This is a genomic window from Rhodococcus sp. D-6 (assembly GCF_040256695.1).
Taxonomy (GTDB): Bacteria; Actinomycetota; Actinomycetes; order Mycobacteriales; family Mycobacteriaceae; genus Rhodococcus; species Rhodococcus pyridinivorans.
Genome location: NZ_CP132970.1, coordinates 5,083,487 through 5,109,258 on the forward strand (window position 1 = coordinate 5,083,487; position 25,772 = coordinate 5,109,258).

At 67.2% G+C, this 25,772-nt stretch carries 25 protein-coding genes and 2 pseudogenes; 11 read left to right on the forward strand and 16 right to left on the reverse strand.

What is annotated here, in order from left to right; translation table 11 throughout:
• The first annotated feature begins 77 nt into the window (after positions 1–77).
• From RBB84_RS23960 to RBB84_RS23985, 6 genes and pseudogenes are all read left to right on the forward strand, one after another.
• The gene (locus RBB84_RS23960) at positions 78–1,256 is read left to right on the forward strand and encodes an acyl-CoA dehydrogenase family protein (protein ID WP_064256923.1); all 1,179 of its coding nucleotides are present in this window, start codon (positions 78–80) and stop codon (positions 1,254–1,256) included.
• A gap of 34 nt (positions 1,257–1,290) precedes the next feature.
• Complete coding sequence (locus RBB84_RS23965; RefSeq protein ID WP_006551938.1) at positions 1,291–2,214, forward strand: VOC family protein; 924 nt, start codon at positions 1,291–1,293, stop codon at positions 2,212–2,214.
• 383 nt (positions 2,215–2,597) lie between these two features.
• Entirely contained in the window at positions 2,598–2,948 is a 351-nt protein-coding gene (locus tag RBB84_RS23970) for an MmgE/PrpD family protein (protein WP_024102921.1), read from the forward strand.
• Between the two features lie 203 nt (positions 2,949–3,151).
• Positions 3,152–3,664 (forward strand): annotated as a pseudogene (locus RBB84_RS23975) (FAD-binding protein); the annotation flags it as partial.
• 327 nt (positions 3,665–3,991) lie between these two features.
• On the forward strand, positions 3,992–6,241 hold the full coding sequence (locus tag RBB84_RS23980) for an ATP-binding protein (protein ID WP_350246953.1): 2,250 nt from the start codon (positions 3,992–3,994) through the stop codon (positions 6,239–6,241).
• 237 nt (positions 6,242–6,478) lie between these two features.
• Positions 6,479–7,158 (forward strand): annotated as a pseudogene (locus RBB84_RS23985) (MFS transporter); the annotation flags it as partial.
• A gap of 53 nt (positions 7,159–7,211) precedes the next feature.
• On the opposite strand, the gene RBB84_RS23990 reads toward RBB84_RS23985, so the two are convergent.
• Positions 7,212–7,730 (reverse strand): flavin reductase family protein, encoded by a 519-nt coding sequence (locus RBB84_RS23990; protein WP_006551933.1) that lies wholly within the window; start codon positions 7,728–7,730, stop codon positions 7,212–7,214.
• Between the two features lie 313 nt (positions 7,731–8,043).
• Between RBB84_RS23990 and RBB84_RS23995 the strand changes: the two genes are divergently transcribed.
• Positions 8,044–8,583: a TetR family transcriptional regulator gene (locus RBB84_RS23995; protein ID WP_006551931.1), complete on the forward strand. Its 540-nt coding sequence runs from the start codon at positions 8,044–8,046 to the stop codon at positions 8,581–8,583.
• Positions 8,584–8,653: 70 nt separating this feature from the next.
• On the opposite strand, the gene RBB84_RS24000 is transcribed toward RBB84_RS23995, so the two are convergent.
• From RBB84_RS24000 to RBB84_RS24025, 6 genes are read right to left on the reverse strand one after another with little or no spacing between them, the layout of a single operon-like run.
• Positions 8,654–9,784 (reverse strand): acyl-CoA dehydrogenase family protein, encoded by a 1,131-nt coding sequence (locus tag RBB84_RS24000; RefSeq protein WP_064256918.1) that lies wholly within the window; start codon positions 9,782–9,784, stop codon positions 8,654–8,656.
• A 1-nt stretch (position 9,785) separates the two neighbouring features.
• Entirely contained in the window at positions 9,786–11,018 is a 1,233-nt protein-coding gene (locus tag RBB84_RS24005) for an acyl-CoA dehydrogenase family protein (RefSeq protein WP_064256917.1), read from the reverse strand.
• Between the two features lie 39 nt (positions 11,019–11,057).
• Complete coding sequence (locus RBB84_RS24010; protein ID WP_060653715.1) at positions 11,058–12,242, reverse strand: lipid-transfer protein; 1,185 nt, start codon at positions 12,240–12,242, stop codon at positions 11,058–11,060.
• A complete protein-coding gene (locus RBB84_RS24015; protein WP_024102931.1) occupies positions 12,239–12,649 on the reverse strand; it encodes a MaoC/PaaZ C-terminal domain-containing protein in 411 nt (136 codons plus the stop codon). The genes RBB84_RS24010 and RBB84_RS24015 overlap by 4 nt, the downstream gene beginning before the upstream one ends.
• Positions 12,646–13,053, reverse strand: a complete 408-nt coding sequence (locus tag RBB84_RS24020; RefSeq protein WP_064256916.1) for a Zn-ribbon domain-containing OB-fold protein — start codon at positions 13,051–13,053, stop codon at positions 12,646–12,648. Before RBB84_RS24020 ends, RBB84_RS24015 begins: the two co-directional genes overlap by 4 nt.
• Positions 13,050–13,604 (reverse strand): MaoC family dehydratase N-terminal domain-containing protein, encoded by a 555-nt coding sequence (locus tag RBB84_RS24025; RefSeq protein WP_024102933.1) that lies wholly within the window; start codon positions 13,602–13,604, stop codon positions 13,050–13,052. Before RBB84_RS24025 ends, RBB84_RS24020 begins: the two co-directional genes overlap by 4 nt.
• A gap of 194 nt (positions 13,605–13,798) precedes the next feature.
• Here RBB84_RS24025 and RBB84_RS24030 point away from each other — a divergent pair, with 194 nt between their 5' ends.
• Positions 13,799–14,575 carry an SDR family oxidoreductase gene (locus RBB84_RS24030; protein WP_006551924.1) on the forward strand — a complete coding sequence of 259 codons (777 nt, stop codon included), beginning with the start codon at positions 13,799–13,801 and terminating at the stop codon, positions 14,573–14,575.
• Complete coding sequence (locus tag RBB84_RS24035) at positions 14,572–15,486, forward strand: SDR family oxidoreductase (protein ID WP_006551923.1); 915 nt, start codon at positions 14,572–14,574, stop codon at positions 15,484–15,486. The genes RBB84_RS24030 and RBB84_RS24035 overlap by 4 nt, the downstream gene beginning before the upstream one ends.
• 58 nt (positions 15,487–15,544) lie before the next feature.
• Here the strand turns inward: RBB84_RS24035 and RBB84_RS24040 are convergent, their stop codons facing one another.
• The 3 genes from RBB84_RS24040 to RBB84_RS24050 form a co-directional block, all read right to left on the reverse strand.
• Positions 15,545–16,204, reverse strand: coding sequence for a GNAT family N-acetyltransferase (locus RBB84_RS24040; RefSeq protein WP_064256915.1), 660 nt, complete (start codon positions 16,202–16,204; stop codon positions 15,545–15,547).
• Positions 16,205–16,294: 90 nt separating this feature from the next.
• Positions 16,295–16,768, reverse strand: coding sequence for a nitroreductase family deazaflavin-dependent oxidoreductase (locus RBB84_RS24045; RefSeq protein ID WP_064256914.1), 474 nt, complete (start codon positions 16,766–16,768; stop codon positions 16,295–16,297).
• A 1-nt stretch (position 16,769) separates the two neighbouring features.
• A complete protein-coding gene (locus RBB84_RS24050) occupies positions 16,770–17,933 on the reverse strand; it encodes a steroid 3-ketoacyl-CoA thiolase (RefSeq protein ID WP_064256913.1) in 1,164 nt (387 codons plus the stop codon).
• Positions 17,934–18,113: 180 nt separating this feature from the next.
• Between RBB84_RS24050 and RBB84_RS24055 the strand changes: the two genes are divergently transcribed.
• Positions 18,114–19,367 (forward strand): cytochrome P450, encoded by a 1,254-nt coding sequence (locus RBB84_RS24055; RefSeq protein WP_019290108.1) that lies wholly within the window; start codon positions 18,114–18,116, stop codon positions 19,365–19,367.
• A gap of 134 nt (positions 19,368–19,501) precedes the next feature.
• On the opposite strand, the gene RBB84_RS24060 is transcribed toward RBB84_RS24055, so the two are convergent.
• From RBB84_RS24060 to RBB84_RS24085, 6 genes are read right to left on the reverse strand one after another with little or no spacing between them, the layout of a single operon-like run.
• A complete protein-coding gene (locus RBB84_RS24060; protein ID WP_064256912.1) occupies positions 19,502–20,074 on the reverse strand; it encodes a nucleotidyltransferase family protein in 573 nt (190 codons plus the stop codon).
• A gap of 10 nt (positions 20,075–20,084) precedes the next feature.
• Entirely contained in the window at positions 20,085–20,498 is a 414-nt protein-coding gene (locus RBB84_RS24065; RefSeq protein ID WP_024102939.1) for a nuclear transport factor 2 family protein, read from the reverse strand.
• Positions 20,495–21,376: a TIGR03619 family F420-dependent LLM class oxidoreductase gene (locus tag RBB84_RS24070; protein WP_006551915.1), complete on the reverse strand. Its 882-nt coding sequence runs from the start codon at positions 21,374–21,376 to the stop codon at positions 20,495–20,497. The genes RBB84_RS24065 and RBB84_RS24070 overlap by 4 nt, the downstream gene beginning before the upstream one ends.
• Positions 21,377–21,384: 8 nt before the next feature.
• Complete coding sequence (locus tag RBB84_RS24075; protein WP_064256911.1) at positions 21,385–22,560, reverse strand: thiolase domain-containing protein; 1,176 nt, start codon at positions 22,558–22,560, stop codon at positions 21,385–21,387.
• On the reverse strand, positions 22,560–23,621 hold the full coding sequence (locus RBB84_RS24080) for a thiolase domain-containing protein (protein WP_064256910.1): 1,062 nt from the start codon (positions 23,619–23,621) through the stop codon (positions 22,560–22,562). Before RBB84_RS24080 ends, RBB84_RS24075 begins: the two co-directional genes overlap by 1 nt.
• Before the next feature lie 13 nt (positions 23,622–23,634).
• The gene (locus RBB84_RS24085; protein ID WP_024102942.1) at positions 23,635–24,606 is read right to left on the reverse strand and encodes an OB-fold nucleic acid binding domain-containing protein; all 972 of its coding nucleotides are present in this window, start codon (positions 24,604–24,606) and stop codon (positions 23,635–23,637) included.
• 90 nt (positions 24,607–24,696) lie between these two features.
• Between RBB84_RS24085 and RBB84_RS24090 the strand changes: the two genes are divergently transcribed.
• Positions 24,697–25,734 carry an LLM class F420-dependent oxidoreductase gene (locus RBB84_RS24090; RefSeq protein ID WP_064256909.1) on the forward strand — a complete coding sequence of 346 codons (1,038 nt, stop codon included), beginning with the start codon at positions 24,697–24,699 and terminating at the stop codon, positions 25,732–25,734.
• Positions 25,735–25,772: the final 38 nt, after the last annotated feature.

Consider the following 25,772-nt stretch of genomic DNA (forward strand, 5'->3'; position numbering starts at 1 on the left):
TGAGACCGTAGGCGTCAACGGAACCGACGCTCACCACGCCGTATCGGGGGCGTCACCCTCACAGAGCTGGAGAGATCATGGGACAGGTGCTCGACTCCGTTTCGGAGTTCGCAGACGAGATCCGCGCGGACGGCGCCGAAGGCGACACGCTGATGCGGCTGACCGACCGCAGCGCGAAGAGGCTCCGCGACGCCGGCGTCATCCGTTTCCTGCAACCGAAGGAATTCGGGGGCCTCGAGGCGCACCCGCGCGAGTTCGCGGAGACCGCCATGGCCATCGGCGCCATGGACGGCGCGACCGGCTGGGTCAGCGGCATCGTCGGTGTCCACCCGTGGGAGATGGCCTTCTTCGACCCGAAGGCCCAGGAGGAGGTGTGGGGTGAGAACCCCGACACCTGGATCGCCTCCCCGTACGCACCGATGGGTGTGGCGACCCCCGTCGACGGCGGATACATCCTCAACGGCCGCTGGTCGTTCTCGTCGGGCACCGACCACTGCGACTGGGTGATGATCGGTGCGGCCGTGGGCGACAAGGACGGCAACCGCCTGAACCCGCCACAGAGCCTGCACGTGTTGCTGCCGCGGTCGGACTACCGGATCGACCACGACAGCTGGAACGTCGTCGGCCTGCGCGGCACGGGTTCGAAGGATCTCATCGTCGAGAACGCCTTCCTCCCCGAGTACCGGACCCTGCGCGCCGAGCGCGTCATGGGCGGGGTGGCGTGGCAGGACGCCGGACGCGACGAGACGCTCTACAAGTTCCCCTTCTCGTGCATCTTCCCGCTCGGCATCACCTCGTCGCTCATCGGCATCGCCGAGGGTGCGCTGAACTGCTACATCGAGTCCCAGCGCGAGCGGGTCACGGTGTCCGGCACCGCGATCAAGCAGGACCCGTACGTGCTGTCGAACCTCGGTGAAGCCGCAGCGGAGATCGCCGCGTCGCGCGCCGCCCTGCTCGAAACCGTCGACCGCTTCTGGGATCTGACCGAGCGGGGCATCGAGGTCACCTTCGAGCAACGCGCGATCGGACGCCGGACCCAGGTCGCCGCGGCATGGCGGGCCGTGCGCGCCGTCGACGAGATCTTCTCGCGGGCAGGCGGCGGCGCGCTGCAGCTGAGCAATCCGCTGCAGCGCTTCTGGCGCGACGCGCACGCCGGTCTGAGCCACGCCATCCACGTCCCCGGTTCGATCTTCCACGCCGCGACGCTCACCCAGCTCGGCGAAGAGCCGCAGGGCATGATGCGGTCGATGATCTGACATCACATCCATTACGGCGAAGGAACATTCGGATATGACGGATATTCGGGGCCTGGGTTATCTCAGGATCCAGACCACAGACATCGCACGATGGCGCGAACTCGTCGTCGACGGACTCGGCATGGCGATCGGTACCGGCCCGGAACCCGACGGCCTGTACCTGCGTGTCGACGAGCGGCGGGCACGCCTGATCGTGCTGCCCGGTGAGGTCGACAAGGCACTCGCCGTGGGCTGGGAGGTGCGCGACGAGTTCGCGCTGCGTCGCGTGCGCGAAGCGGTCGAGAAGGCCGGCATCGCCGTCGAGGTCCTCTCCGAGGAGGAGTCGACCTACCGCGACGCCGAGCAGGTCATCGCATTCGACGATCCGGGCGGCACCCGCACCGAGGTGTTCTTCGGTCCGGTGCTCGACCACAGCCCCCTCGTGACGCCGTTCGCCGGTGTCTTCCACACCGGTGAGGAGGGACTCGGCCACGTCGTCCTGCCCACCGCCGCGTTCGCGGAGTCCTACGAGTTCTACACCGAGGTACTCGGATTCCTGCCGCGCGGAGCGACGCGGCTCGGTGGCCTGTCGGCACCGCCGCCCGTGCGACGCGTGCGGTTCCTGGGCGTCAACCGCCGCCACCACAGCCTCGCGTTGTGCCCGGCTCCCCCCACCGCCGAACCCGGTCTCGTGCACCTGATGCTCGAGGTCGAGACGCTCGACGCGGTCGGTCAGGCCCTGGATCGAGTGAACAAGTTGGGCTTCTCGATCTCGTCGACCCTGGGCCGGCACACCAACGACAAGATGGTCTCCTTCTACGTGCGTGCCCCCGGCGGATGGGACCTCGAGTTCGGTACCGAAGGCATGCTCGTCGACGAAACCTTCTACACCGCAGAAGAAATCACCGCGGACAGTTACTGGGGTCACGACTGGTCGGGCTCCGAGCCGCTCGCGGCGTTCTCGCCTCCGGTGGGCTGATCGAGTTCGTCCACCCGGATGCCTTCCGACGATGCTACGGCGTACGACGCCGTGGCATCGTCGCGTCGGTGGCCCTGTCCGATCGCCTCGGTACACCCGGGAGGGCGGCTCCCGGCGAGCGGGACCGGAAGGCGGTGCGTCACAGGCTTCGGGGAGAGTGATGTGGATTACAGATCGTGCCGGATCCTCACGCATCTCGACGCGGGCCGTCCCTACGCATGCCCGAGGTGCTCCTGTGACGTCACTGCTGACCGAACGAATCGCCGACTTCGCTGCCGCGCAATGCCCGCGCGCTGCCGCCGTAAGTCGCCGACTACACCGGACCCATCGTCGTCGACACCCTCGTGTGCGGCCTCGCCGCAGTACGCATGGAACGTACTCGCATGGCACACAAGGTGATCGACCGCCTCGGTGGGGTCGAGGAGGCCACGGTGTTCGGCCGTTCGACCACAGCGCCTGCTGCCGTTGCTGCTGCGTTCAACTCCGATATCACCTACGCGCTCGACGCGGACGACACACTCTTCGACTCGGCGCACTTCGCGACGATCGTGGTCTCCTCGGCCCGCGCCGAGGCCGAACGCGTCGATGCGTCCGGCGACAGCCTGCTCCGTGCCGTCGCTGTCGGCTACGACATGACCGCGCGGCTCAACCTCGCATGCTCGTTCATGGAGGTCGTCGACGGGCGATCACCGAGGACGTCGGAGACCGCTGGTGGATACTCGACAGTGCCGTGAAGTACTGCCCGGCCTTGCTGCTACACGGGTGCCTCCATCGATGCGTTGCGCGCGCTCGTCCGTGAACACGGCCGGGGGCCGGACGATATCGAACACATCGAGGTTCGGCTCAACCCCGGCGCCTACAGCCAGCGGGTGTTCCACACGCCGGCAACGAGTATCGAACCCGACCATCGTGCCGCGATCCACGGAGCCTTCAACCTCCCGGGCGGATCGACCAGCTCACCATGTACCAGAACGACAATCAGGCGTTCCTGGTCATCGACGAACAGGCCTACGAGGAAGGAATGGCCACACCGACTTCGAGTCCGCAACTCCGTCACCAGCCGACCTGGGTGTGTGAGACGGTGTCGGAACTAGAGTCCGAAATAGGTTTTCCCGCAGGAACTCTCGTATCGACGGTGGAGCTCTACGATCGGCACGCCGAATCGGGGACGGATCCGGTCCTCGGAAAGAAGGCGGAGTGGGTGCGGCCCCTCCGATCGCCGATCGCCGCGATCGATCTGCGTGGCATGACCGGAGGTTTCACCCTGGGGGGACTGCAGACCTCGGTGGACTCGGAAGTTCTTCACGTGGACGGAGATCCGATTCCCGGTCTGTATGCGGCGGGCCGTTGTACGTCCGGCCTCTCGGCGTGGGGCTACTGCAGCGGCATCTCCCTCGGTGACGGTAGTTTCTTCGGCCGGCACGCGGGAATGCGTGCGGCGGCGAAGTGAGTGGCACCGGGATGTCCCCTCGGATGCGATGAGCGGAGCATTCCGGATCCGGGTCCGGGAGGGCTCCGCGTCTCGTGTCGTGCGAGCGTGCCACGGGGCGATGCCGGGTTCGCGACCCCTGCCGTGCGCCGGCTCTGCAATTCGCGCCGGCGGTCGGCGACCGGACCTCGGTGCCGGGTGCGCGGCCTGATCGGGTATTCGAGCACGCGAGGAGCGTTGTCGCCGTAGACGAAAAGGGCGGACCTTCTCACCGTCCTCCGCACGCATTGTGTATGTTCGACGCCGCGAACAGGGGGCATCGATGAACGAACACAGGACTGGGCACGGTTGTCGGGGGCCGGCGGGGGCGGGCTGCCGCCGGGATTCCTCGTCGTCTCCGGTGCGGAAGTGTGCGGTCCAGCCCTCGACGGCGGTGCTCGTCCTGCGGCGATCGACGGTTCGGCCGACCGGTTCGTAGGGAGTCGGTCCTCGGGCGAGGACGACCGGCACGGAATTCGTCTCCGTGCCCGGGACGGGGTATGTGCCCGAACGAGGATCTGGTGTAGAACGTTTCGGAAAGATGTAATTTATGTCCGAAAAGCACGTTCTCTTCATCGTGAAAGAGAGATCCGAGAATTGGAGCCGAGCCGAACAGGTGCGCTGCAGATCGGTCGCTGGCGTCTCAAATACAGACTCGCGGCCGTGCTGTCGATTCCCCTCGTCCTCGCTGTCGCTCTCGGTGCCGTGCGCGTCACGACTCAGCTCGACGAGGCGCAGCGGTCGGCCGCATTGTCCGAGCAGACCGTTGTCGCGCCGGCGCTGCTCGACTTCTCCATCGCTGTGATCAGCATTACCGCCGCCACGAGCCTCGGATTCACGCCCAAGAGCGTGGACGCGGACGATGTGACGCAGTCCATGAACACTCTGAGGGAACTCGCCGCAGAAAGCGATCTCAGCTCCGATGTCGCCGTAGAACTCGATGCGCTGCTCGCGCAGGGCGACCAGCTCTACGCCGCGGTCATGAACTCCTCCCTCGGAGCCGAGGAGTTCGGTCGCCTGACCACCGACTTCCTGGTGCGGTGCAGGGATATCTTCCGAGATCTGTTCGATCAGTTCGAGAACCACGACGCTCTCGTCGACGCCACGAACCTGCTCCTGATGTGGGACGCGCAGCTCAACCTCCTCGACCAGATGGAGTCCTTCCGGCTGCTGGCCACCAACCCCGAAGCCGCCCGGATCCTGGCGACCGGCGCCATGAACACCGAAGAGTCGACGCTGCGGCTCCTTCGAGGATCGGGGCTCGATACCGGGCAGATCGACGGGATGCTCGGCGGTATCGAAGCGCGCCGTAGGTTGATCGAGAACTTCACGTCGAGCAGGCAATTCGGGGAAGACCTTCGCAACGCCGTACTTTCGGCGTCCCGGTCTTATGCGGAAGGGATCGACAGCGCCAGCGCGCGTATCATCGGGACGCTCGAAGAACTGGCGGACGAGACACGTACCGCGGCCACCCGCGACGCGCTCTTCGTCACGGCAGCACTCGTACTCGCCCTGCTCCTCGCGATAGCAGTCATCCGTTCCCTGTCGGTGCCCCTGGGACGTCTGCGAGACAACACTCTCGCAGCGGCGAACACCGAGCTTCCCGCCGCCATCGCGGCGGTCAAGGACGGGGCCGACATCGACACCGTCCGTCTCGCTCCCGTCGGCACCGATACGGACGAGGAGATCGGCGAACTCTCCCGAGCGGTGGATTCGATGAACACGCAGGCGCTGCGTCTCGCCGGCGAGCAGGCCCACCTGAGGAAACAGGTGAACGTGATGCTCGAGACGCTGGCACGCCGCAACAAGACCCTCGTCGAACAGCAACTCTCGCTGATCGAATCTCTCGAATACGAGGAGAAGGATCCCGCCCGGTTGCAGAGCATGTTCGCTCTCGATCATCTGGCGACGCGCATGCGGCGTACCGGCGAATCCCTGTTGGTTCTCGCGGGCACGCGCCCGCGTACTCGCAGCGGGCCCGCACCGCTCGGCGATGTGCTCCGCGGTGCGGTGTCCCAGGTGGAGAACTACCAGCGGGTGCAGATCGGGAACACCCCGCGCGGATATCTCGTCGGTAAGGTGGTGAACGACGTGGTGCATCTGGTGGCCGAACTCGTCGACAACGCGCTGCGGGCTTCCCCGCCCACCACTCCCGTCAGGTTCGAGTTCTCCTCCGCCGTGGAGGGTGGCCTGCTTCTCGATATCGCCGATCGCGGAATCGGTATTCCCCGAGATATCATGGAGGAGATCAATATCCGTCTCGCGGCGGGTGAGAATGCCGATGTCGACGCCCCGCGTCAACTGGGATTGTTCGTGATCGGGCGTCTGGCGGCCCGCAACGGCATGAGCGTGCGTCTGAGGCCGACCTTCGACACCGAGACGAACGCCGGTGTCACGGCGTCGGTCTACTTCCCGGCCGCTCTCCTCAGCGAGGTGCACACGGTCCAGCCCACCGTGATGACGGAACGCCCTCGCCGGCTCAGGACCGAGGAACTTCCGTCCTTGGTGCCGTCGACGACGCCCGCCGGAGGTATTGCCCACGGAAAGTATCGTGGTTGACGTGTGACCGGAAGTGATGCCACCGCCGTCTCGACGGCGGTGGCATCACTCGTACCGCGGGTGTTCCGGTCTGCCGGTGGTCTCGGCCGGCCACCGAACCGTGTTCGCACGGTACCCCCGGCTCACATCCCCCGACGGACCCGTGGGGAAGATGCACTGCGGACCCGGGGGGTCGCGGCCACGGATGCCCCGTCAAGCGTTCGATGTCGTTGTTGAAGCGTTCGAGCCGGGGTTCGCGATCCGTTGGTGGATCTGCGCGTCACCGCCCGCCGGCCCGTACTGCTCACCAACAGTGCTTCGATCGTGGTGGGTTTCGCGATGTACGCCCAGTCGCTGATTCTTCCGCAGATCCTGCAGCTGCCGGAAGAGACCGGTCACGGACTCGGCCAGTCCATGATGGGTCTGTGCATGGCACCGGGTGGTCTGATGATGATGGCGGTCTCTCCCATCGGAGGAAAGCTCTCGGCTCGCCACGGCCCGAAGACAACGCTGCTGGTGGGATGCCTGATCATCGCTCTGGGTACACGGCAGGGCTGCTGTTGATGGGATCGGTCCTGGGCCTGGCAGTCGTCGCCGCGATCTGCAGCACGGGAGTCGGGTTCGCATACGGTGCGATGCCCGCCCTGATCATGGGGGAGGTCCCTGCCACGGAGACCGCATCCGCCAAAAGCGTGAACAGTCTCATGCGGTCGGTCGGCACGTCCTCCGCTTCCGCCGTCGTCGGTGTCGTCCTCGCACAGATGAGCGTGCCGTTCGCCGGTCATACCATTCCCACGGAGTCCGGCTTCCGGGTCGTCCTGCTGACGGGCGCAGGCGTCGCGCTTCCCGCGGCTGTCCTCACCGTCGCCGGTCCGCAGTCGCGCCGGGCCCGTCTCGCGAAGATTGCCGCCGGCGCGACGCCCTCCGTGAGGGTGTGACGACGACTTCCTCCGCCCGTCGGTAGCGGCGGACGGAGGAAGTATCGGCGGAGTTACCGCGCGTCGAGCCCGAACGCCCCGCGGTAGAACACCATCGGACTCCGGTCGCCGACGCACTCCAGTTCGGCGACCCGGCCGATGACGACGTCGTGATCACCCGCGACGTGCACATCCTCCACCGATGCGTGCACCCGCAGCAGGACATCCGGCAGCGACGGAGTGTCCCAGCGGGACAATTCCCAGTGGAGACCGTCGAACTTCGGACCGCGGCTCGACCCGAAACGCGCGCACAGATCACTCTGGTCGGCACCGAGCACGTTGACGGTGAACCGGCCGACGCGGCGGATCCGCGGCCACGCGCGCCCGCGGTGATCCGCGCAGAACAACACGAGGGGCGGTTCGAGCGAGACCGACGCGAACGACTGGCATGCGAAGCCGGTGGGCCCGTCCTCGTCGAGACCGGTCACGACGGTGACGCCGCTCGCGAACCGTCCCATGGCACGTCGCATCTCGTCGGGGCCCGGCAGTTCGATCCTGTGGTCGGTGTCGCGGGTCGGTATCCGGGTCTGCATGTGGCTCACTCCGATTCGATCGTGGAGGTCGACTCCGACCGTCCTTCTCCGACTCCGACGTTACGGCCCGAGAAAGTCGGGACGGACCGGCTTCTCGCTCAGTGGACGCTCGGATCCGATGCCGTCCCAGCACGACGTCCGGTGCCCGTGCTCCCACCGTTCGGGACCGTGGACGATCCGCGATGCGACAATCTGCCGGGCGGTTCGGTGCAGAATCGACGGGTCGTCATCGTGGAAAGGGGGACCGGTGCCCAGAATCGGTAAGGCGCGGGACGGAGCCGAGCCGACCTCGGTCGAACAACGGCGACGCCATGTGCGGATCCTCGAGGCTGCAGCGCAGCTGGGGTCCGAGCACGAATTGGCCCGCGTGCAGATGACCGAGGTGGCGAAGAACGCCGAGGTCGCGATCGGCACCCTGTACCGATACTTTCCGTCGAAGACGCACCTGTTCGTGGCGTTGCTGCTCCACCGGCTCGAGCTCGGCGCCGACCGGTTGCCCGAGCGGAAACCGGGGACGAGCGCGCGCGAGGCGATCACCGAGACGCTCGTCGAGATGACCCGCCGGTTCGTCGACCGACCACGCCTGGCCTCCGCGATGTTGCTGTCCAACAGCACCGCGCCGGCCTCGGTGGTTCCGGACTCCACCGAGGTGAGGCGGACGTTCCACCGAATCCTGTTCGAGAGGGCAGGCCTCGACGAGCCGACAGAGGAGGATCGCAACGCCGTGCGGCTGCTGTCGATGTTGTGGTCCGGACTGCTGGTGACCTATCTCAACGGCGGAGCGACCCTCGAGGAGACCGAGGCCGATGTGCGGAGGAGCTGCGACCTGCTGCTCGCGCACCTGTCGGAGTAGGGCACCGGAAACGACGCGAGTCCCCCTCCGCGGTCTGCGGAGAAGGACTCACGTCATCGGTGCGAGAAGACTATCCGGCCGCACCGATCGGGGGTGCGGTGTCCAGGACGTCCCCGAGGGCAGCTGCCGTCGCGTCGGCGCCGCCGAAGGTGAACGCAAGCTGCCGGCCCCACAGGAAGTAGCGGTGGATGGGGTAGTCGATGTCGGCGCCGATGCCGCCGTGCAGGTGCTGGCCGGTCAAGCCCACCCGCACACCGCCGCGGGACGCCCACCACTTGGCGACCAGGGCCGCGGAGTCGGCTTCGTCCTCGCGTCCGACGTCGATCAACCACGCGGCCTTCCGCACCGTGAGTCGGATCGCTTCGGTGTCGAGGTAGGCATCGGCCGCGCGCAATGCGACAGCCTGATTCGTCGACAGCGGGCGGCCGAACTGTACGCGCTCGGAGGTGTACCTCGCCGTTGCCCGCAGCGTCTCCTCGCACACCCCGAGCTGAACGGCAGCCAGCGCGATGCGGATACGACGACGGGTCCAGGTCGCGATCTCCTCACCGTCACCGGGCAGGACGTCCTCGGCTCCGATGTGCACGTCCGTGAAGCGCACCGCGGCTTCGGCGCCACGTCCGGTCACGGCGACCGGGACGGCCTCGACGCCGGTCGCGTCCACCGGTGCGACCACCACGGCGACCGAGTCGTCGTCGCAGCGGACCGGGACGACGACGCCGGCGATGATGGGAGCCCACGGAACGGACGGAATCTCACCGCTGATGACGAGATCGTCGCCCTTGCGGATCGCTGTCACCGTGGGGCTCGCGCCGGGGGTGTCGTCGAATGCGCCGGTCAGGACGACCGACCCGTCGATGAGCTTCGGAACGTAACGCTCGACCTGGGTTTCCGTGCCGAACTGTGCGAGCGGAAGAGCCGCACCGGCCACGGTGGACCACACGGGAACGGGTGCGACGCGGCGGCCCTGCTGCTGCAGGATCGTCGTGAGCCCGAGCATGCCCATGCCGGCGCCGCCGACGGACTCGGGCAGAGCGAGTCCGAGGATCCCGGCGTCGGCGAGTGCCTGCCACAGGGTGGCGTCGAAACCGCCCTCCTTGCGCTCCACCTCGACCACACGCTCGACCTTGGCCAGCGAACCGAAGACCTGCGACGCGAGGTCCTCGACCGCGATCAGGTCGTCATCGAGTTCGAATTCCATGTCAGCTCCTCGTCTCGGCCGGCGTCTTCACCACAGCCTGTGCCGTCGCGTCGGGGCGCCTACGGGCGCCCAGGGTCATTCCGAGGGTCTTCGCCGCCACGATCTCGCGCATCACCTCGTTGCTGCCACCACCGAAGGTGTTGTTCTGCGCGCGTCGGCCGAGCGCTTCGACGCGGCCCTCGATCACCGCGCCGCGGCTACCGGGACGCAGCAGACCGCGAGCGCCGAGCACCTCCTGCAACATTCCGTAGGCCGCGACGACACCCTCGGTTCCGAACACCTTCGCGGCGGCGGAGTCGCCACCGTCGAGGGTGTTGGCCGCGATGTCCGACACCAGGCGCAGGTTCACGAGGTCGGCGGCCGACAGCAGCGCGTAGACCTCCGCGAGCGTCGAACGCACCCACGGGACGTCGAACAGCACACCGGGGCCGAAGGGCTCCTGCTTCGCCCAGGCGAGAACCTCGTCGTACATCTCGTTGGCGATGCCCCCGCGGGCGGCCAGCGCGACACGCTCGTGATTGAGCTGGCTCGTGATCAGGGTCCAACCGCCGTTGAGCTCACCGACGACGTTGCTCAGCGGAACGCGGATGTCCTCGTAGTAGGTCACCGCCGTGCTGATACCGCCGACCGTCTGGATCTCGGTGGCGGAGAAGCCCGGCGACGAGGTCGGCACGAGCACGACCGAGATCCCCTTGTGGCGAGGCGCGTCCGGATCGGTGCGCACGGCGAGCCAGATCCAGTCGGCGAAGATGGCCGAACTCGTGAACAGCTTGTTGCCGTCGATGACGAGTTCGTCACCGTCGATGCGTGCCCGCGTCTGAAGTGCAGCGAGGTCGGTGCCGGCACCGGGCTCGGTGTACCCGATTGCGAACTTCAGTTCACCCGTGAGGATCTTGGGAAGGAAGAAGTCCTTCTGCTCCTGCGTGCCGTACTTCATCAGTGCGGGGGCGACGGTGTTGAGCGTGACCAGCGAGACCGGCGCGCCGGCGCGGATCGTCTCGTCGTAGAAGACGTACAGCGCCTCGGGATCCTCCCCGCGTCCGCCGTACTCCTCGGGCCACCCCAGGCCGAGCCAGCCGTCGGCGCCCATCTGCCGGTAGATCTTGTCGAAGACCGGTCCACCCTCGGTCTGATCGACCAGGGCGCGTCGATCGTCGTCGTCGATGATGCGGGCGAAGTACTCCCGCAGTTCGGTGCGCAGCCGCCGTGACTTGTCGGACAGCTCGGGATGCATGTGGTCTCCTGAGAGGTGGTCGGGGCCCGGGTTGCGGGCCTAACGGTCGGCCGAGAGGACGATCGCGCTGTGCGGCACCGGCGATCCGCCCGTGACGAGCACGTTGTCGAGTGTCTTCGCCGGCTGGTTCACGGAGGTGCCGCGGATGAGCCGGACGCCTTCGGCGATGCCGTTGACGCCGTGGATGTAGCCTTCGCCGAGCTGACCGCCGTGGGTGTTGATCGGCAGTCGCCCGTCCACCTCGAGGTTGCCGTCGGCGATGAAGTCCTTCGCCTCACCGCGACCGCAGAAGCCGTACTCCTCGAGCTGGAGCAGGACCATGGGGGTGAACGCGTCGTACAGGATCGCGGCGTCGATGCCTTCGGGACCGAAACCTGCCTGTGCCCACATCTGCCGGGCGACGAGCTCCACCTCGGGCATCGCGTCGATGTCCTCGCGGTAGTAGCTGCTCATCGAGATCTGCTGAGGACCGACACCCTGCGCTGCAGCGGTGATGATCGCCGGCGGGTGCGGAAGATCCCGTGCGCGTTCGGCACTCACGATGACCAGTGCCTGTCCGCCGTCGCTCTCCTGGCAGCAGTCCAGCAGACGCAGCGGGTCGGCGAGCATTCGGGAGTTCTGGTGGTCGTCGAGAGTGATGGGCCGCTCGTAGAACCAGGCCTTGGGGTTGTTCGCCGCGTGCTTGCGCGAGAGCACCGAGATCTGCCCGAAGTCCGCGCTGGTCGCCCCGTACTTGTGCATGTAGGTGCGGGCCAGGAAGGCCTCCTGCTGAGCGGGAGTGAGCAGGCCGTACGGGTTGATCCAGTTCCGGTATTCCTGGTCGGTGTTCGAGTTGTATGCGAAGGGCGGCGGCCCGGCGCCGAAACGGTGACCCGAGCGCTCGTTGAAGGCGCGGTAGACGACCACGACGTCGGCGACACCGCTCGAGACGGCCAGTGCGGCTTGCTGCACGGGTGCGCAGGCGCCGCCACCGCCGTGCGGGATCCGGCTGAAGAACTTCAATTCCGGGATGCCGAGCGCGCGGGCGACGGCGATCTCGGGGTTGGTCTCCATGGTGAACAGCGCGAAGCCGTCGACCTCTTCGACGCCGATCTGCGCGTCATCGAGAGCGGCGAGGACCGACTCGCACGCAAGCTGCCATTCGCTGCGGCCGGAGTTCTTGGAGAACTCGGTGGCTCCGATACCGGCGATAGCGGCGGCTCCGGAGAAGCCCTTGACGGTCATCGGCTCTTCCTCTCGTACGGCTCCACCACGACCTCCGCGGTGACGTGGACGCCTCTGCTGTTGCGGCCCTGCACCTTCATGGTGACGGTCGCGCCGTCGACGGCGGTCACCTCACCGTTCATGTGCATGGGGTCGCCGGGGAAGCAGGGCACGCCCAGGCGCAGCGACGCGCGGCGCACCCGCGCCGACGGTCCGGTCCAGTCGGTGACGTACCGGTCGACGAAACCGTTGGTGGCATTGATACTCATGAAGACGTCCGGTGTGCCGCGTCCGAGTGCGGCGTCCGGGTCGTGGTGCACATCCTCGAAATCCTGCGACGCGATCGCGGTAGCCACGATGGTGGTGCGATCCATAGGCAGGGCGAGTTGGGGAAGTTCCTGTCCGACAGTGCATTCGGCGAGGTTCATGCGTCTCCTCCGGGCTTGCGCAGCTGAGGCAGGATCTCGCCGTGTGCGTGCTCGGCGAATCCCACCTCGAGGTCCATGCCGATCTCGAGGGTGTCGTGGTCGACGCCCGCGATGTCGGCGACGATGCGGATCCCCTCGTCGAGGTCGATCAGTCCGACGGCGAGCGGGTACTCGAAGGCCGGATCCTGCGGGTGGTGAATGACCGTCCAGCTGTGAAGCGTTCCGCGCCGTGAGGATTCGACGGTCTTCCATTCGAACGAGCGGCACGCGGGGCATGCCGGGCCCGGAGGATGGCGCAGAGTGCCGCACTCGCTGCACTGCTGGATCTCGAGTCGGCCCTCACGGACGGCGTCGAACCAGAACTGGTTGTCCTGGGTGATGGTGAGCCGGGGGACGGCGGTCATCGCGTCTCCTTGTCGGTGTTCGGGTTGAACCGGAGCATCCGGAAGCGTTCCTCGGCGACGACTTCGCCGTTCTGGTCCTCGTAGCGCTTGTACAGCGTGAAGAATCGGCCGTCGCCGAGACCCGTTCGCTTGACCTCGGATACGGACTCGATCGTGTAGTGGGCGGTGATGTGGTCGCCCGGGACGAGTTCGCGGTGGTAGTCCTGCTCGACGTTCGTCGCGACGACGGAGGTGAAACCCTCCCGATCGAGGTCGGCAAGCATCCGGGAGTATGCGAAGTCCTCCACGACGCCCTCGGCGCGCTTGCGCTGCACGTCACGCCAGCGGCGGTAGCCGGCCATGATCCAGGTGGAGATCATGGCGGGCGGGCACACGACGGAGTCGCGTCCGGTCTCGCGCGCGGCCTCGGCGTCGACGTAGATCGGGTTGAAGTCGTCGTGGGCCTCGACCCAGTTGCGGATCATGGCGTCGTTGACGGCGTATCGGGCCACGCGGGGTGGTTCGGCCACCTGCCCGACGTACTTCTCGTAATCCTGCTCGACGGTCTGCATGGCCCAGTCACTCCTCTTCGACGCGCGCGTTCGTCGTCACGCTAAGTGGGGCCGACAAGCGAGTTCCCGTGATTCCCACTGAGCAGGAGCAGTGGCGGGGTGAGGGGGAGCCGGTACCGAACCAAGCGATTGCTTGGTAAGTTGTCGACGTGAGACCCGCGCATCCCGCGGGATGAATGACGTGGAGGCAGCGAATGGATCTGGGACTCGACGGCGCGGTCGTGCTCGTCACCGGGGGAATACGGGGAGTCGGTGCAGGCATCACCAGGGTGTTCCTGCGTGCCGGTGCGACCGTCGTGACGTGCGCTCGCAACGAGCCCGAACAGCCTCTCGAGGTGGACGGGCGGACCGCGGAGTTCCTGACGTGCGACGTCCGCGATGCCGATCAGGTGGCCGCGCTGATCGAGACCATCGTCGACCGCCACGGGCGGCTCGACGCCGTGGTGAACAATGCCGGCGGGTCACCGTACGCGCTGGCAGCCGATGCCAGCCCGAAGTTCCACGCCAAGATCGTGGAACTGAACCTGCTGTCCCCGCTGCTGGTCGCGCAGGCCGCCAACGCGGTGATGCAGAAGCAGGACACCGGAGGCTCGATCGTCAACATCTCGAGCGTGAGCGGATCCCGCCCCTCGCCGGGCACCGCGGCCTATGGTGCGGCCAAGGCGGGCGTCGACAGCCTCGCACAGTCGCTCGCCGTCGAGTGGGCCCCGAAGGTACGGGTGAACTCGGTGGTGGTCGGCCTGGTCGAAACCGAACAGTCGCACCTGTTCTACGGAGACAAGGCCGGCGTCGCCGCAGTCGGCGAGACCGTTCCGCTGGGACGGCTGGCCCAGCCCGAAGATATCGGCCACTGCGCCGCATTCCTGGCCTCTCCGCTGTCGGCCTACGTCAGCGGATCGACATTGACCGTCCACGGCGGCGGTGAACGCCCTGCCTACATGGCAGCGGCCGAAACGAAGGAGACGAAGTGAGTGGACTGCTGGACGGGCGCGTCGTCATCGTGACCGGCGCCGGACGAGGACTGGGTCGCGCCCACGCCCTCGCCTTCGCCGCGGAGGGCGCGAAGGTCGTCGTCAACGACATCGGTGTCGGCAGTGACGGAACCGCCACGGGGGAGAGCCCCGGTGAGCTGGTCGTCGAGGAGATCCGTGCGGCCGGGGGAGAGGCCGCCGTCAACGGCGACGACGTCGCCGACTGGGCCGGCGCCGAGAACCTCGTCAGGACCGCCCTCGACAACTTCGGCCGGCTCGACGTGCTCGTCAACAACGCCGGATTCCTGCGCGACCGCATGCTCGCCAACATGAGCGAAGAGGAGTGGGACGCGGTCATCCGCGTGCACCTCAAGGGGCACTTCGCGCCGATGCGTCACGCCATGACCTACTGGCGCGCCGAGGCCAAGGCCGGCAACCCCGTCGACGCCCGCATCATCAACACCAGCTCGGGTGCCGGCCTGATGGGCAGCATCGGCCAGGGCAACTACGCCGCCGCCAAGGCCGGTATCGCGACGCTCACGATCCAGGCCGCAGCCGAATTCGGCCGCTACGGGGTAACCGTCAACGCGATCGCACCCTCGGCACGCACCCGCATGACCGTCGGGGCCGGTGGCGCGATGGCCGAGATGATGGCCGCACCCGAAGAGGGTTTCGACGCCATGGCGCCGGAGAACGTCTCGCCGCTGGTCGTGTGGCTCGGCAGTGCCGAAGCGAAGGACGTGACCGGTCGCGTGTTCGAGGCCGAGGGCGGCAAGGTGTCGCTGGCCGACGGATGGCGCCACGGTGAGGCGATCGACAAGGGCGACCGTTGGGATCCGAAGGAACTCGGTCCCGTCGTCGAGAAGCTGATCGCAGCGTCGCAGCCGCCGACGCCGGTCTACGGAGCGTGATGTCCCCGCGCGTTTCCGGTGGTCATCACCGGAAACGCGCACGGACGGCGTCGCCGCTCTAGGCGGGCGCGCGGACGATGAGGGTGGAGCCGGGGAAGTAGGCAGCGAGTTCGGAACGTGCCTGCTTGAGCGTGGCGGTGCCGTAACCCTGCTTGCGGAACTCGGGATGCACCCAGATCCGCACCTCGACCTCGTTGCCGGTCAGCTCGCCGAACGCGAACCCGATGGCCTTCGGCTCGTCGCCCGAAAGATCTTCGGCCACAAGCCACATGCCGGACTCGTCGTCCATCAGCTCGCTGCCGCGCTGCCGCTCGGATTCGACCTGTTCGTCGCTGTCGTCCCCCAGCTGGTCGGCGCAGCGCTGCTTGAACAGCGCCGTGTCGGCCGCGCTGTGGGAAATGGGCCGCAACCGGAAATGCGCGCCGGTCGCGTACGGACGCGCCGCCGTCGTCCACTGCAGCACCGCATCGAGATCGTCGAGTTCTTCACGGATCTTCTTCCGCTCCGCCTGAGTCAGACGGCGGAACGGAAGGTTCAGCACGGCCTCCGCGCAGAACTCGTCGGTGTCGAGCAGCGAGGCGAGCTTCGCGACCGCGTCGCCCCGATCCTTGCTCTCGACGATCACGTCGAGCACCTCGTGGCGTCGTTCGAGCGCCCGGAGCAGCGCGGCCGCGATTTCCCGCCGGTCGAGCACCTTGTCGTGATCGGTGGTTTCCATCGTGCGACATCCCTTCGTCGAGAACCTGGACGTACGAGACTCAGTATTCCCGCACGGGACCGTCCCGGCGAACCGTGCCGCGCGGGACGCTCACTCGCACACGACGACGGGAATCACACGGTCGGTCCACGACTGGTAGTTGTCGAAGTCCGGGTACATCGCCGTCAGACGTGGCCAGTAGGCCGCTCGTTCCTCGTCGCTCGCGACCCGCGCCCGCATGGTCCGGATGCGCGACTTGATCTGCACCGTGGTCTCCGGGTTCGCCTGGATGTTGCGGAACCACAAGGGGTGCTTGGGCAGTCCTCCCTGGGAGGCGACGAGGACCACCTTGTCGCCGTCCTCGAGGAACAGCAACGGGACCGTTCGCGGTTGCCCGGTCTTCCGCCCGATCGTGGTCACCAGGCACACCGGGATGCCCCACGGGAAGGCGCTTCCCACGCGCCACTTCCCGCCGATGCGACCGCCGGTCGCCCGGTACGCCGCGACGTTGAACCGCGACATCCACTTGATGATCGAGATCGTGGCCTTCGAGTCGAGGCCCTTCGGCGCCGCTTCGGTGCTCATGTCAGATGCGCTCGATGATGGTGCCCGTCGCCAGCGCTCCACCGGCGCACATCGAGATCAGAGCGGTCGACGCGTCACGCCGCTCGAGCTCGTGCAGCGCGGTGGTGATGAGGCGGGAACCGGTGGATCCGACGGGGTGGCCGAGCGCGATCGCGCCACCGTTGACGTTGACCTTGTCCATGTCGGGTCCGTGCACCTGGGCCCAGGACAGCAGCACCGACGCGAACGCCTCGTTGACCTCGAACAGGTCGAGATCGCCGATGCTCATGCCCGCCTTCTCGAGAACCTTCGCGGAGGCCTGGACCGGGCCGTCGAGGTGGAACTCCGGTTCGGCGCCGACGAGAGCCTGCGCGACGATCCGCGCCCGCGGCTTCAGTCCGAGTGCCTTCGCGCGGTCGGAATCCATGAGCAGCACGGCCGCGGCTCCGTCGGAGATCTGCGACGAGGTGCCGGCGGTGTGGATGCCGCCCTCGAGCACGGGCTTCAGCTTCGCCAGCGACTCGGCCGACGTCTCGCGCAGACCCTGGTCGCGGGTGACGGTCGCCTTCTCGCCGGTGCGGTTGCCCTCCTTGTCGACGACGGGTGCGACGACCGGCAGCACCTCGCGGTCGAACCGGCCCTCGTCCCAGGCCTGCTTCGCGAGCTGCTGCGAGCGCACGCCGAGTGCGTCGACGTCCTCGCGGGTGATGCCGCGGCGCCGCGCGATGCGTTCGGCGGCCTCGAACTGGTTGGGCATGTCGATGTTCCAGGACTCCGGCCGGCGCGGGCCCGCATGGTCGCCGACGTTGGCGCCGAGGGGCACCTGGGTCATCGCCTCGATGCCGCAGGCGATGCCCACGTCGATGGCGCCGGTGGCGATGAGGCCTGCGATGAGGTGATTGGCCTGCTGCGCCGATCCGCACTGGGCGTCGATGGTGGTCGCGCCGACCTGCCAGGGCAGCCCCGCGTTGAGCCATGCGGTGCGGGTGATGTTGTTGGACTGGGCGCCCGCCTGGGTGACGCAGCCACCGATGACCTGTTCGACGAGCTCGGCGTCGATGCCGGCGCGTTCGACGAGTCCGGCCTGGACGGCGCCCAGGATCTCGGCAGCGTGCAGGCCCGCGAGCCATCCACCCCGCTTGCCGATCGGGGTCCGTGCGGCCTCGACGATGACTGGTGTGCCCACTTCGGGCTCCTTTCTCCTACGTTCTTCGCAAAATAGAACAGGTTTCTCCGAGAGGCAACAGAACTCGATTATCCACGGGACGTGCAGATCTCTTGGTCGCGCGGCGCGCCTGTGTTTGAATGGTTCTAGAACGTGTTACAAATCACGCGAGCGGTACTCGCCAGGGCAGGAGAGATATCAGTGGCGCAGCCGAACATCCCCGAAGACATCGACTTCACCGATCCCGATCTGTACGCAGACCGTATGCCGTTCGAAGAGTTCGCGGAACTGCGTAAGACGGCACCGGTGTGGTGGAACAAGAAGTCTCCCGACGTCGGTGGTTTCCACGACGAGGGTTTCTGGGTTGTCTCCCGGCACGAGGAGGTCCGAGAGGTCTCCCGCCGGAGCGACGTGTTCTCCAACTGGGAGAACACTGCGATTCCGCGGTTCAACGACGACATTCCTCGTGAGGCCGTCGAGCTGCAACGTCACGTCCTGCTCAACAAGGACGCCCCCGAGCACACCAAGCTGCGCAAACTCGTCGCCCGAGGCTTCACGCCCCGTGCGATCAACGGCCTGCGCGACGAGCTCGACCGTCGCTCCAAGATGATCGTCCAGGAGGCCTGCCAGGCCGGTCGGGGCGACTTCGTCACCCAGATCGCCGCGGAACTGCCGCTGCAGGCGATCGCCGATCTCATCGGCGTCCCGCAGGAGGACCGCGCGAAGATCTTCGAATGGTCCAACCAGATGACGGGCTACGACGATCCGGACAACACCGCCGATCCGGCGGCCGCCTCCATGGAGGTGCTGGGCTACGCCTACCAGATGGCCGCTGCCCGCAAGGAGAACCCGGCCGACGACATCGTCACCACCCTCATCGAGGCCGACATCGACGGCGACGAACTCGCTCCCGAGGAGTTCGGCTTCTTCTTCATCGTGCTCGCGGTGGCCGGCAACGAGACCACCCGCAACGCGATCACCCACGGCATGGCGGCCTTTCTCGACAACCCCGAGCAGTGGGAGATCTTCAAGCGCGATCGGCCGAAGACCGCCGCCGACGAGATCATCCGTTGGGCCACTCCCGTCACCTCGTTCCAGCGCACGGCGCTCGAGGACACCGAACTCGGCGGTCAGACGATCCGCAAGGGCGAGCGCGTCGTCATGCTGTACGCCTCGGCCAACAACGACGAAGAAGTGTTCGACAACCCCCGCGAGTTCGACATCCTTCGTGATCCCAACCCGCACCTGGCATTCGGTGGAACGGGCGCGCACTACTGCCTGGGCGCGAACCTCGCACGTATGGAGATCGACCTGATCTTCAACGCGATCGCCGACCACATCCCGGACATCACCAAGATCGGCGACCCGCACCGTCTGCGGTCGGGTTGGCTCAACGGCATCAAGGAGTTCCAGGTCGACTACAAGACCTCGGGAGGATGCCCGGTCCAGCACTGAGCGACCACAGCACAGGTCCCCGGACACCGTCAGGTGTCCGGGGACCTCGTCGTTTCTGTGCCGATCACCCCGCGCGAACAACTGCGCCTCCTGCTGACCGATCTTTCGACGTCGGGCGCTGCAGTCGGGGAAGTTCAGCGCAGACGCCGAAGATCCTCGGGCGTATCCACGTCGCCGGCCTCGGCGAGATCACTGCAGTCCACCCGGCGTACCCGATCGCGGTTGCGGGCGAGGAACGACCGCGCACCTTCGTCGCCGGCGGCCTCGTCGGCCGCGGTCAGCGCGTCGGCGATGTCGAAGACCACCGGATGACCGGGGTGATCTCCGAAGACGGGGAGCGTGACCGTGCCCGGCCGGTGCTCGTCCAGGACGTGGCGCACCAGATCGGCCGTGATGCCGGGAAAGTCGACGACGGTGAGCGCGACCCGGTCGTGAGTGCGCGCGGCGTCGACCCCATGGCGCAGGGAGGTCGACATGCCGTCGGACCAGTCGGGATTGTGCACCGCCGTGGCGCCGGTCGGGCAGGCGGCGGCGACCTCGTCGCCGAACGCCCCGACTACCACCACGACCTCGTCGCAGCCACCGCCGAGCAGTGCCTCGACGACGGTATGCAGCAGGGGACGGCCACGGTGGGGGAGCAACGCCTTCGCGCGTCCACCCAACCGAGAGCCGTCCCCTGCTGCGAGAACGATTCCGGCGGTCGGCATACCGCCGATGCTACGAGACCGGCCGCAGAGTCTTCATCGCGCGATCCACTTCCCAGAACGCACGCAGCGACACGATCCTGCCGTCGTCGTCGACCCGGTAGACGAACACGCCCTCCGCGTCGATGAGATTGCCCGCCATCGTGGTGCGGATCGTGCCGATGTTGACGCACTCGTTGCCGCACACCAGCACGTCGTCGACGAGGAACTCGAGCTTGTCGGTGTTCGCGATGGTCATGTCGTAGAACTTCGCGATCGCCTCGTGTCCGTGGTGCCCCTTGCCCTCCGGATCGAAGCCGGACGGACCCACCGGATCCTCGACGCACGCGTTCTCCGCGAACAGCGCGAGCCACTCGTCCTTGCGTTTCCCGCTCGCCGCCGCCTGCGATGCCTTCGCTGCGATACGCGCCGGGTGTTCCTCGCTCATGCGGCATCCCTTCCGGGAATGTACTTGTCGGCGAACTTCCGCAGCGATTCCTGTTTGGCCTCGAGCGGGGAGTCGAAACCGTGGCCGTCGAAGATCCACGGCACCACGATGATGTCGGTGACCCCGGCGTCGGCCAGTTCGGCGTAACCGGAACCACCGAACCTGTCGACACACACCGTCTGGATCTCGAACGGCAGGTTGCTGCGGCCGTACTCGGCCCGCAATTCGCGCAGTCGGGTGATGACCCCGACCAGATCGTCGAACCCGATCATCGCCGACGTCCAGCCGTCACCGACCCGGGCCGCACGACGCAGTGCCACCTCGGTGTGCCCACCGACGTAGAGCGGTACCGGTGCGGTGGGCGCGGGACTCATCTGCAGCCGGTCGAAGTCGTAGAACTCGCCGTGATGTTCGACCATGCCGCCGTCGAGGATCAGCTTCAGGACGTCGATCATCTCGTCGACGCGCTTGCCGCGCTTCGCGTAGGGCACACCGCACCACTCGAATTCTTCCGGCGCCCAGCCGATTCCGACACCCAGTCCGAACCGGTTCCCGGTGAGGTTCGCAACGGATCCGACCTGCCGCGCCAGCAGCACCGGATTGCGGGAGCCGAGCTTGAGCACCTGGGTGTAGAACCGGATCGTCGACGTGCTCGCCGCCATCGACGCCGCGGCGATGAGCGGATCCACCCAGGGGGTGTCGGGCGTCCACATCCGCGAACCGTCGGGGGTGTACGGATAGTCGACCGTCTGCTTCTCCATGTAGAACAGGGAGTCGGGCAGTGCGATCGAGGTGTATCCGCACTCCTCGGCGGTCTGCGCGATGCCGGTGAGCTGGTCGAGTGGGGTCATCGCGACCCCGACGGTGAACGAGACCATGATGCCTCCTAATTCGTGGGCCGGTCGGAGCCCACCACCCACATGGAGAAGTACTGGGATCCACCGCCGTAGGCATGTCCGAGTGCCTTGCGGGCGCCGTCGACCTGGTGATCTCCCGCCGTGCCCATCACCTGGATCGCGGCTTCGGCGAACCGGATCATGCCCGATGCCCCGATGGGGTTGGAGCAGAGCACGCCGCCGGACATGTTGACCGGAAGCCGACCGCCGATCGCCGTCTCGCCGGCCTCGGTGAGTTTCCACCCCGACCCCTCGGACGCGAAACCGAGGTTCTCGAGCCACATCGGCTCGAACCACGAGAACGGCACGTAGATCTCGGCGCAGTCGATCTCGCCGAGCGGATCGGTGATACCGGCCTGCTTCCACAGTGCTGCGGCAGCGACCCGTCCGGCCTCCGGATTCACCTGATCGCGCCCGGCATAGGTGGTGGGTTCGGTGCGCATCGCCGTGGCATGGATCCACGCCACCCGGCGGCCGGCCTGCTCGGCGGCCTTCGCGGTGTCCTCGTCGCCGAGCACGACCGCGCACGCACCGTCGGACGACGGGCACGTCTCGTCGTACCGGATCGGATCCCACAGCATCTGCGAGGCCTGCACCTTCTCGAGGGTGATCTCGGGCTGCTTCAGATGCGCGTACGGATTCTTCGCGCCGTTGAGGCGGTCCTTGACCGCGACCATCGCCCCGATGTGCTCGGGCGCACCGGACCGGCGGATGTACGAACGGACGTGCGGCGCGAAGTAGCCGCCCGCGCCGGCACCGACCGGCATGGTGAACGGGACCGGTGTGGACAGCGCCCACATCGCGTTCGACTCGGACTGCTTCTCCCAGGCCACCGCGAGTACCCGGCGGTGCACGCCGGCCTGGACGAGGCTTGCCGCGACGTTCGCCGTCGAGCCCCCGACGGACCCGGCGGTGTGCACGCGCAGCATCGGCTTGCCCGTGGCGCCGATGGCGTCGACCATCGACAGTTCGGGCATCATGACGCCCTCGAACAGGTCGGGGGCCTTGCCGATCACCACGGCGTCGATGTCGTCCCAGCCCATCTGGGCGTCCGTCATGGCGCGGTCGATCGCCTCGCGGACGAGGCCGGACATCGACACGTCGTGCCGCTTGGCGACGTAATGGGTCTGCCCCGTTCCGAGGACAGCTGCGGGTTGCTTCGCCATCAGTTGCGTCCCTCCAGAACGGCTACCAGATTCTGTTGCAGCACAGCACCGCTCGTCGCGTGCGCGAGTGCACGTCCGGCCGTGCCGTCCATGATCGCCTGCGCTGCGTAACCGATGCGCTCGAGACCGCCGGAGAACATCGGGTTGCCCGTCAGCGGCCCACCGGACGGGTTGATCGTCGTCGACTCGCCCAGGCCGATCGCCTCGCGCAGGATGAGTTCCTGGTGCGTGAACGGTGCATGCAACTCGGCGACGTCGAAGGCGGTGTCCCCGCCGGTGACGGCCTGCGCTGCGGCCCGGGTCGAGGGTGAGACGATCAGATCGAGTGCGCCGAAGTTCGGTGAATCGGTGCGATGCTCGATCCCGGTGATCCACGCCGGGTTCTCGCACAGCTCGCGCGCCCGGTCGCCGGTCGCGAGGACGATCGCGGCCGCGCCGTCGGTGACGGGGGCGCAGTCGTGCTTACGCAACGGGTCGGCGATGTACGGCTGGGCGAGCAGTTCGTCGATGTCGAAGTCGCCGGAGAGTTGCGCCTTGGGATTGTCCTTGGCGGCGGCGCGGCTACGGACCGCGACCTCGGCCATCTCGCGGTCGGTCCACTTACCGGATTCGAGACCCAGGCGGGCCTGCAGGCCCGCGAGCGAGACGGAGTCGACGCCCAGAGGGGCCACGAGGTACGGATCGAGCTGCAGGGACAGGGTTTGGCGCAGAGTGCCGGCCGAGGACTTGCCGAAGCCGTACACGAGGGCGGTGTCGACCTCACCGGTGATGAGCTTGACCCACGCCTCGTAGAGCGCCCAGGCCGCATCCATCTCGACATGCGATTCGTTGATGGGCGGGACGGCGCCGATCGCATCGATCGCCGAGATGAACGAGAATGCTCGTCCGGCAAGGTAATCGGAGGAACCCGAACACCAGAAACCGATGTCGGACTTGGTGATGCCGAGCTTGCCGTACAGCTCCTGGAAACACGGGACGAGCATCTCGACGCCGTTGGTGGTGCCGAACGTCTCGCGCACGTGCGGAGCGTGCGCGAAGCCGACGACTGCAATGTCTGTCATGTGTCCGCCGCTCTCAGAGGTGGTGTTCGAAGGTGTCGTAGTCGGCGTCGGGTTCGCCGGTGGGACGGAAGTACTCGATGTTGCGTAGCGTGTGATCCCACTCCTCGCGAGGACGCCATTTCGCTTCGACACGCATGCCCATCCGCACCTCGGACGCATCGCATTCGAGGATCAGGTGCAGGAACGGGATGTCGGCACCGTCGAGCAGTACGTAGGCGGCGACATAGGGCGGCTCGATCTGCTGGCCGAGGAACGGCACGTTCACGATGCAGAAGGTGGTGACGATGCCCTTGTCGGACACTTCCACGGGTTCCTTCGTCGGTACGCCGTCGGTGGGGCTCGCACCGCGCGGGGGCACGTAGACCTTCCCGCCCGGGCCGGTGCGGCCACCGATGATCCTGCCGTCCTTCAACCCTCGCAGGTACCAGGATTCCTCGGGGGAGGCGGAGTGCCGGTAGTCCAGGTCGACGGGAGTGGTGATCATCGTGACCGGATCACCCTCGGCCGCTGCGACGGTGATCGTCGCCTCGCCGGGTTCGAAGGCCTCGATGTCGTGGATGTCGCCGGTGCGTTCGGCGGCCCACCGCACACGTACACGCAGACCCGTCTCGATGTCGTCCGGGGAGGCGACGTCGACGGCGTGCAGGAGTGCGGTGTCGGCGCCGTCGAGGCGGATCAGTGCCCAGGCGAAGGGCCGGTCGAAGGGCTGTCCGGGCAACGGCTCGGCGTTCCACGTCCAGCTCACCACGGTGCCGGTCTGTCCGACCTCGACGACATCGGTGAGCGGTTCATGGGTGACCGCGTCGTATTCGGGGGGTGGGACGAGGACCCGTCCGTCGGATCCGCGGGCGCCGAGAATGCGGCCGTCGCGCAATCCGGTGACGAAGGCTCCGACGGTCGGCCCGGTGGATCGTGTGTAGTCGAACTTCAGATTCAGCGGTGCGCTCAGCGGTGGCTCGGCAACCGTGCTCTTTCCCAGGCTCACAATTTCGAGTAGAACAGGTTCTAGTGGTGCTGGCAAGAGCGGCGCGCGAACTGCATCTCTCCACGATTCGCCCGACAGGAAAGGCGTCCAATGAAACTGGGACTGCAACTCGGCTACTGGGGTGCTCAGCCGCCCTCGAACGCACCGGAACTCGTTGCTGCGGCCGAGGCCGAAGGATTCGACGCCGTCTTCGCCGCCGAATCGTGGGGATCGGACGCGTTCACTCCGCTCGCCTGGTGGGGTTCGTCCACCGAGCGGGTGCGGCTCGGCACGTCCGTCGTGCAGATCTCCGCACGCACACCGACGAGTTGCGCGATGCACGCGCTCACGCTCGATCACCTCTCGGGTGGCCGGCACATCCTCGGCCTCGGCGTCTCGGGGCCACAGGTGGTGGAGGGCTGGTACGGGCAACCGTTCGCCAAGCCCCTCGCACGGACCCGCGAGTACGTCGACGTGATCCGCAAGGTGCTCGCGCGCGAAGCGCCGGTGACCGGCGACGGACCGCACTTCCCGCTGCCCTACTCAGGCACCGGATCCACCGGGCTCGGTAAACCGCTCAAGCCCATCACGCATCCGCTGCGGTCGGACATCCCGATCTGGATCGGTGCCGAAGGTCCGAAGAACGTCGCGCTCACCGCCGAGATCGCCGACGGCTGGCTCGCGATCTACTACACCCCGCGCCTAGCGCCGATGTACGACGAGTGGCTCGACGAGGGGTTCGCCCGGCCGGGCGCCCGGCGCACCCGCGAGGACTTCGAGATCGCGGCGACCTGCCAGGTGGTGATCACGGACGACCGCGCAGGGACGATCGCGGCGATGAAACCGGTGACGGCACTGTACGTCGGGGGAATGGGCGCGCCGGAGTTGAACTTCCACGCGCAGGTCTACCGGCGGATGGGATACGAGGCCGTGGTCGACGAGGTGACCGCGCTGTTCCGTGCCGGCCGTAAGGAAGAAGCGGCGGCAGCGATCCCGGACGAGATGGTCACCGAGACGATGATCGCCGGGAACGCCGACGAGGTACGCGAGGGCGTGAAGCGGTGGGAGGAGGCCGGCGTGACGATGCTGCTGGTCGGTTGCCGCGACGTCGACCAGGTGCGCACGATCGCCGACGTGGTGTTGCGCTAGACCAGTGGTACTGGGCCAACGCCACGGCGGGCGGAAAC

Excerpts from the sequence above, each read along its gene's own strand:
- RBB84_RS23990 (WP_006551933.1), bottom strand. The coding sequence starts at position 7,730 with ATGCAGACCCGGATACCGACCCGCGACACCGACCACAGGATCGAACTG.
- RBB84_RS24005 (WP_064256917.1), bottom strand. The coding sequence starts at position 11,018 with ATGCATCCCGAGCTGTCCGACAAGTCACGGCGGCTGCGCACCGAACTG.
- RBB84_RS24060 (WP_064256912.1), bottom strand. The coding sequence starts at position 20,074 with ATGCCGACCGCCGGAATCGTTCTCGCAGCAGGGGACGGCTCTCGGTTG.
- RBB84_RS24015 (WP_024102931.1), bottom strand. The coding sequence starts at position 12,649 with ATGAACCTCGCCGAATGCACTGTCGGACAGGAACTTCCCCAACTCGCC.
- RBB84_RS24020 (WP_064256916.1), bottom strand. The coding sequence starts at position 13,053 with ATGACCGCCGTCCCCCGGCTCACCATCACCCAGGACAACCAGTTCTGG.
- RBB84_RS24045 (WP_064256914.1), bottom strand. The coding sequence starts at position 16,768 with ATGAGCACCGAAGCGGCGCCGAAGGGCCTCGACTCGAAGGCCACGATC.
- RBB84_RS24065 (WP_024102939.1), bottom strand. The coding sequence starts at position 20,498 with ATGAGCGAGGAACACCCGGCGCGTATCGCAGCGAAGGCATCGCAGGCG.
- RBB84_RS24080 (WP_064256910.1), bottom strand. The coding sequence starts at position 23,621 with ATGACAGACATTGCAGTCGTCGGCTTCGCGCACGCTCCGCACGTGCGC.
- RBB84_RS24030 (WP_006551924.1), top strand. The coding sequence starts at position 13,799 with ATGGATCTGGGACTCGACGGCGCGGTCGTGCTCGTCACCGGGGGAATA.
- RBB84_RS24070 (WP_006551915.1), bottom strand. The coding sequence starts at position 21,376 with ATGGTCTCGTTCACCGTCGGGGTCGCGATGACCCCACTCGACCAGCTC.
- RBB84_RS24000 (WP_064256918.1), bottom strand. The coding sequence starts at position 9,784 with ATGGAATTCGAACTCGATGACGACCTGATCGCGGTCGAGGACCTCGCG.
- RBB84_RS24025 (WP_024102933.1), bottom strand. The coding sequence starts at position 13,604 with ATGCAGACCGTCGAGCAGGATTACGAGAAGTACGTCGGGCAGGTGGCC.
- RBB84_RS24010 (WP_060653715.1), bottom strand. The coding sequence starts at position 12,242 with ATGACCGTCAAGGGCTTCTCCGGAGCCGCCGCTATCGCCGGTATCGGA.
- RBB84_RS24090 (WP_064256909.1), top strand. The coding sequence starts at position 24,697 with ATGAAACTGGGACTGCAACTCGGCTACTGGGGTGCTCAGCCGCCCTCG.
- RBB84_RS24040 (WP_064256915.1), bottom strand. The coding sequence starts at position 16,204 with ATGGAAACCACCGATCACGACAAGGTGCTCGACCGGCGGGAAATCGCG.
- RBB84_RS23965 (WP_006551938.1), top strand. The coding sequence starts at position 1,291 with ATGACGGATATTCGGGGCCTGGGTTATCTCAGGATCCAGACCACAGAC.
- RBB84_RS23970 (WP_024102921.1), top strand. The coding sequence starts at position 2,598 with ATGGCACACAAGGTGATCGACCGCCTCGGTGGGGTCGAGGAGGCCACG.
- RBB84_RS24075 (WP_064256911.1), bottom strand. The coding sequence starts at position 22,560 with ATGGCGAAGCAACCCGCAGCTGTCCTCGGAACGGGGCAGACCCATTAC.
- RBB84_RS23960 (WP_064256923.1), top strand. The coding sequence starts at position 78 with ATGGGACAGGTGCTCGACTCCGTTTCGGAGTTCGCAGACGAGATCCGC.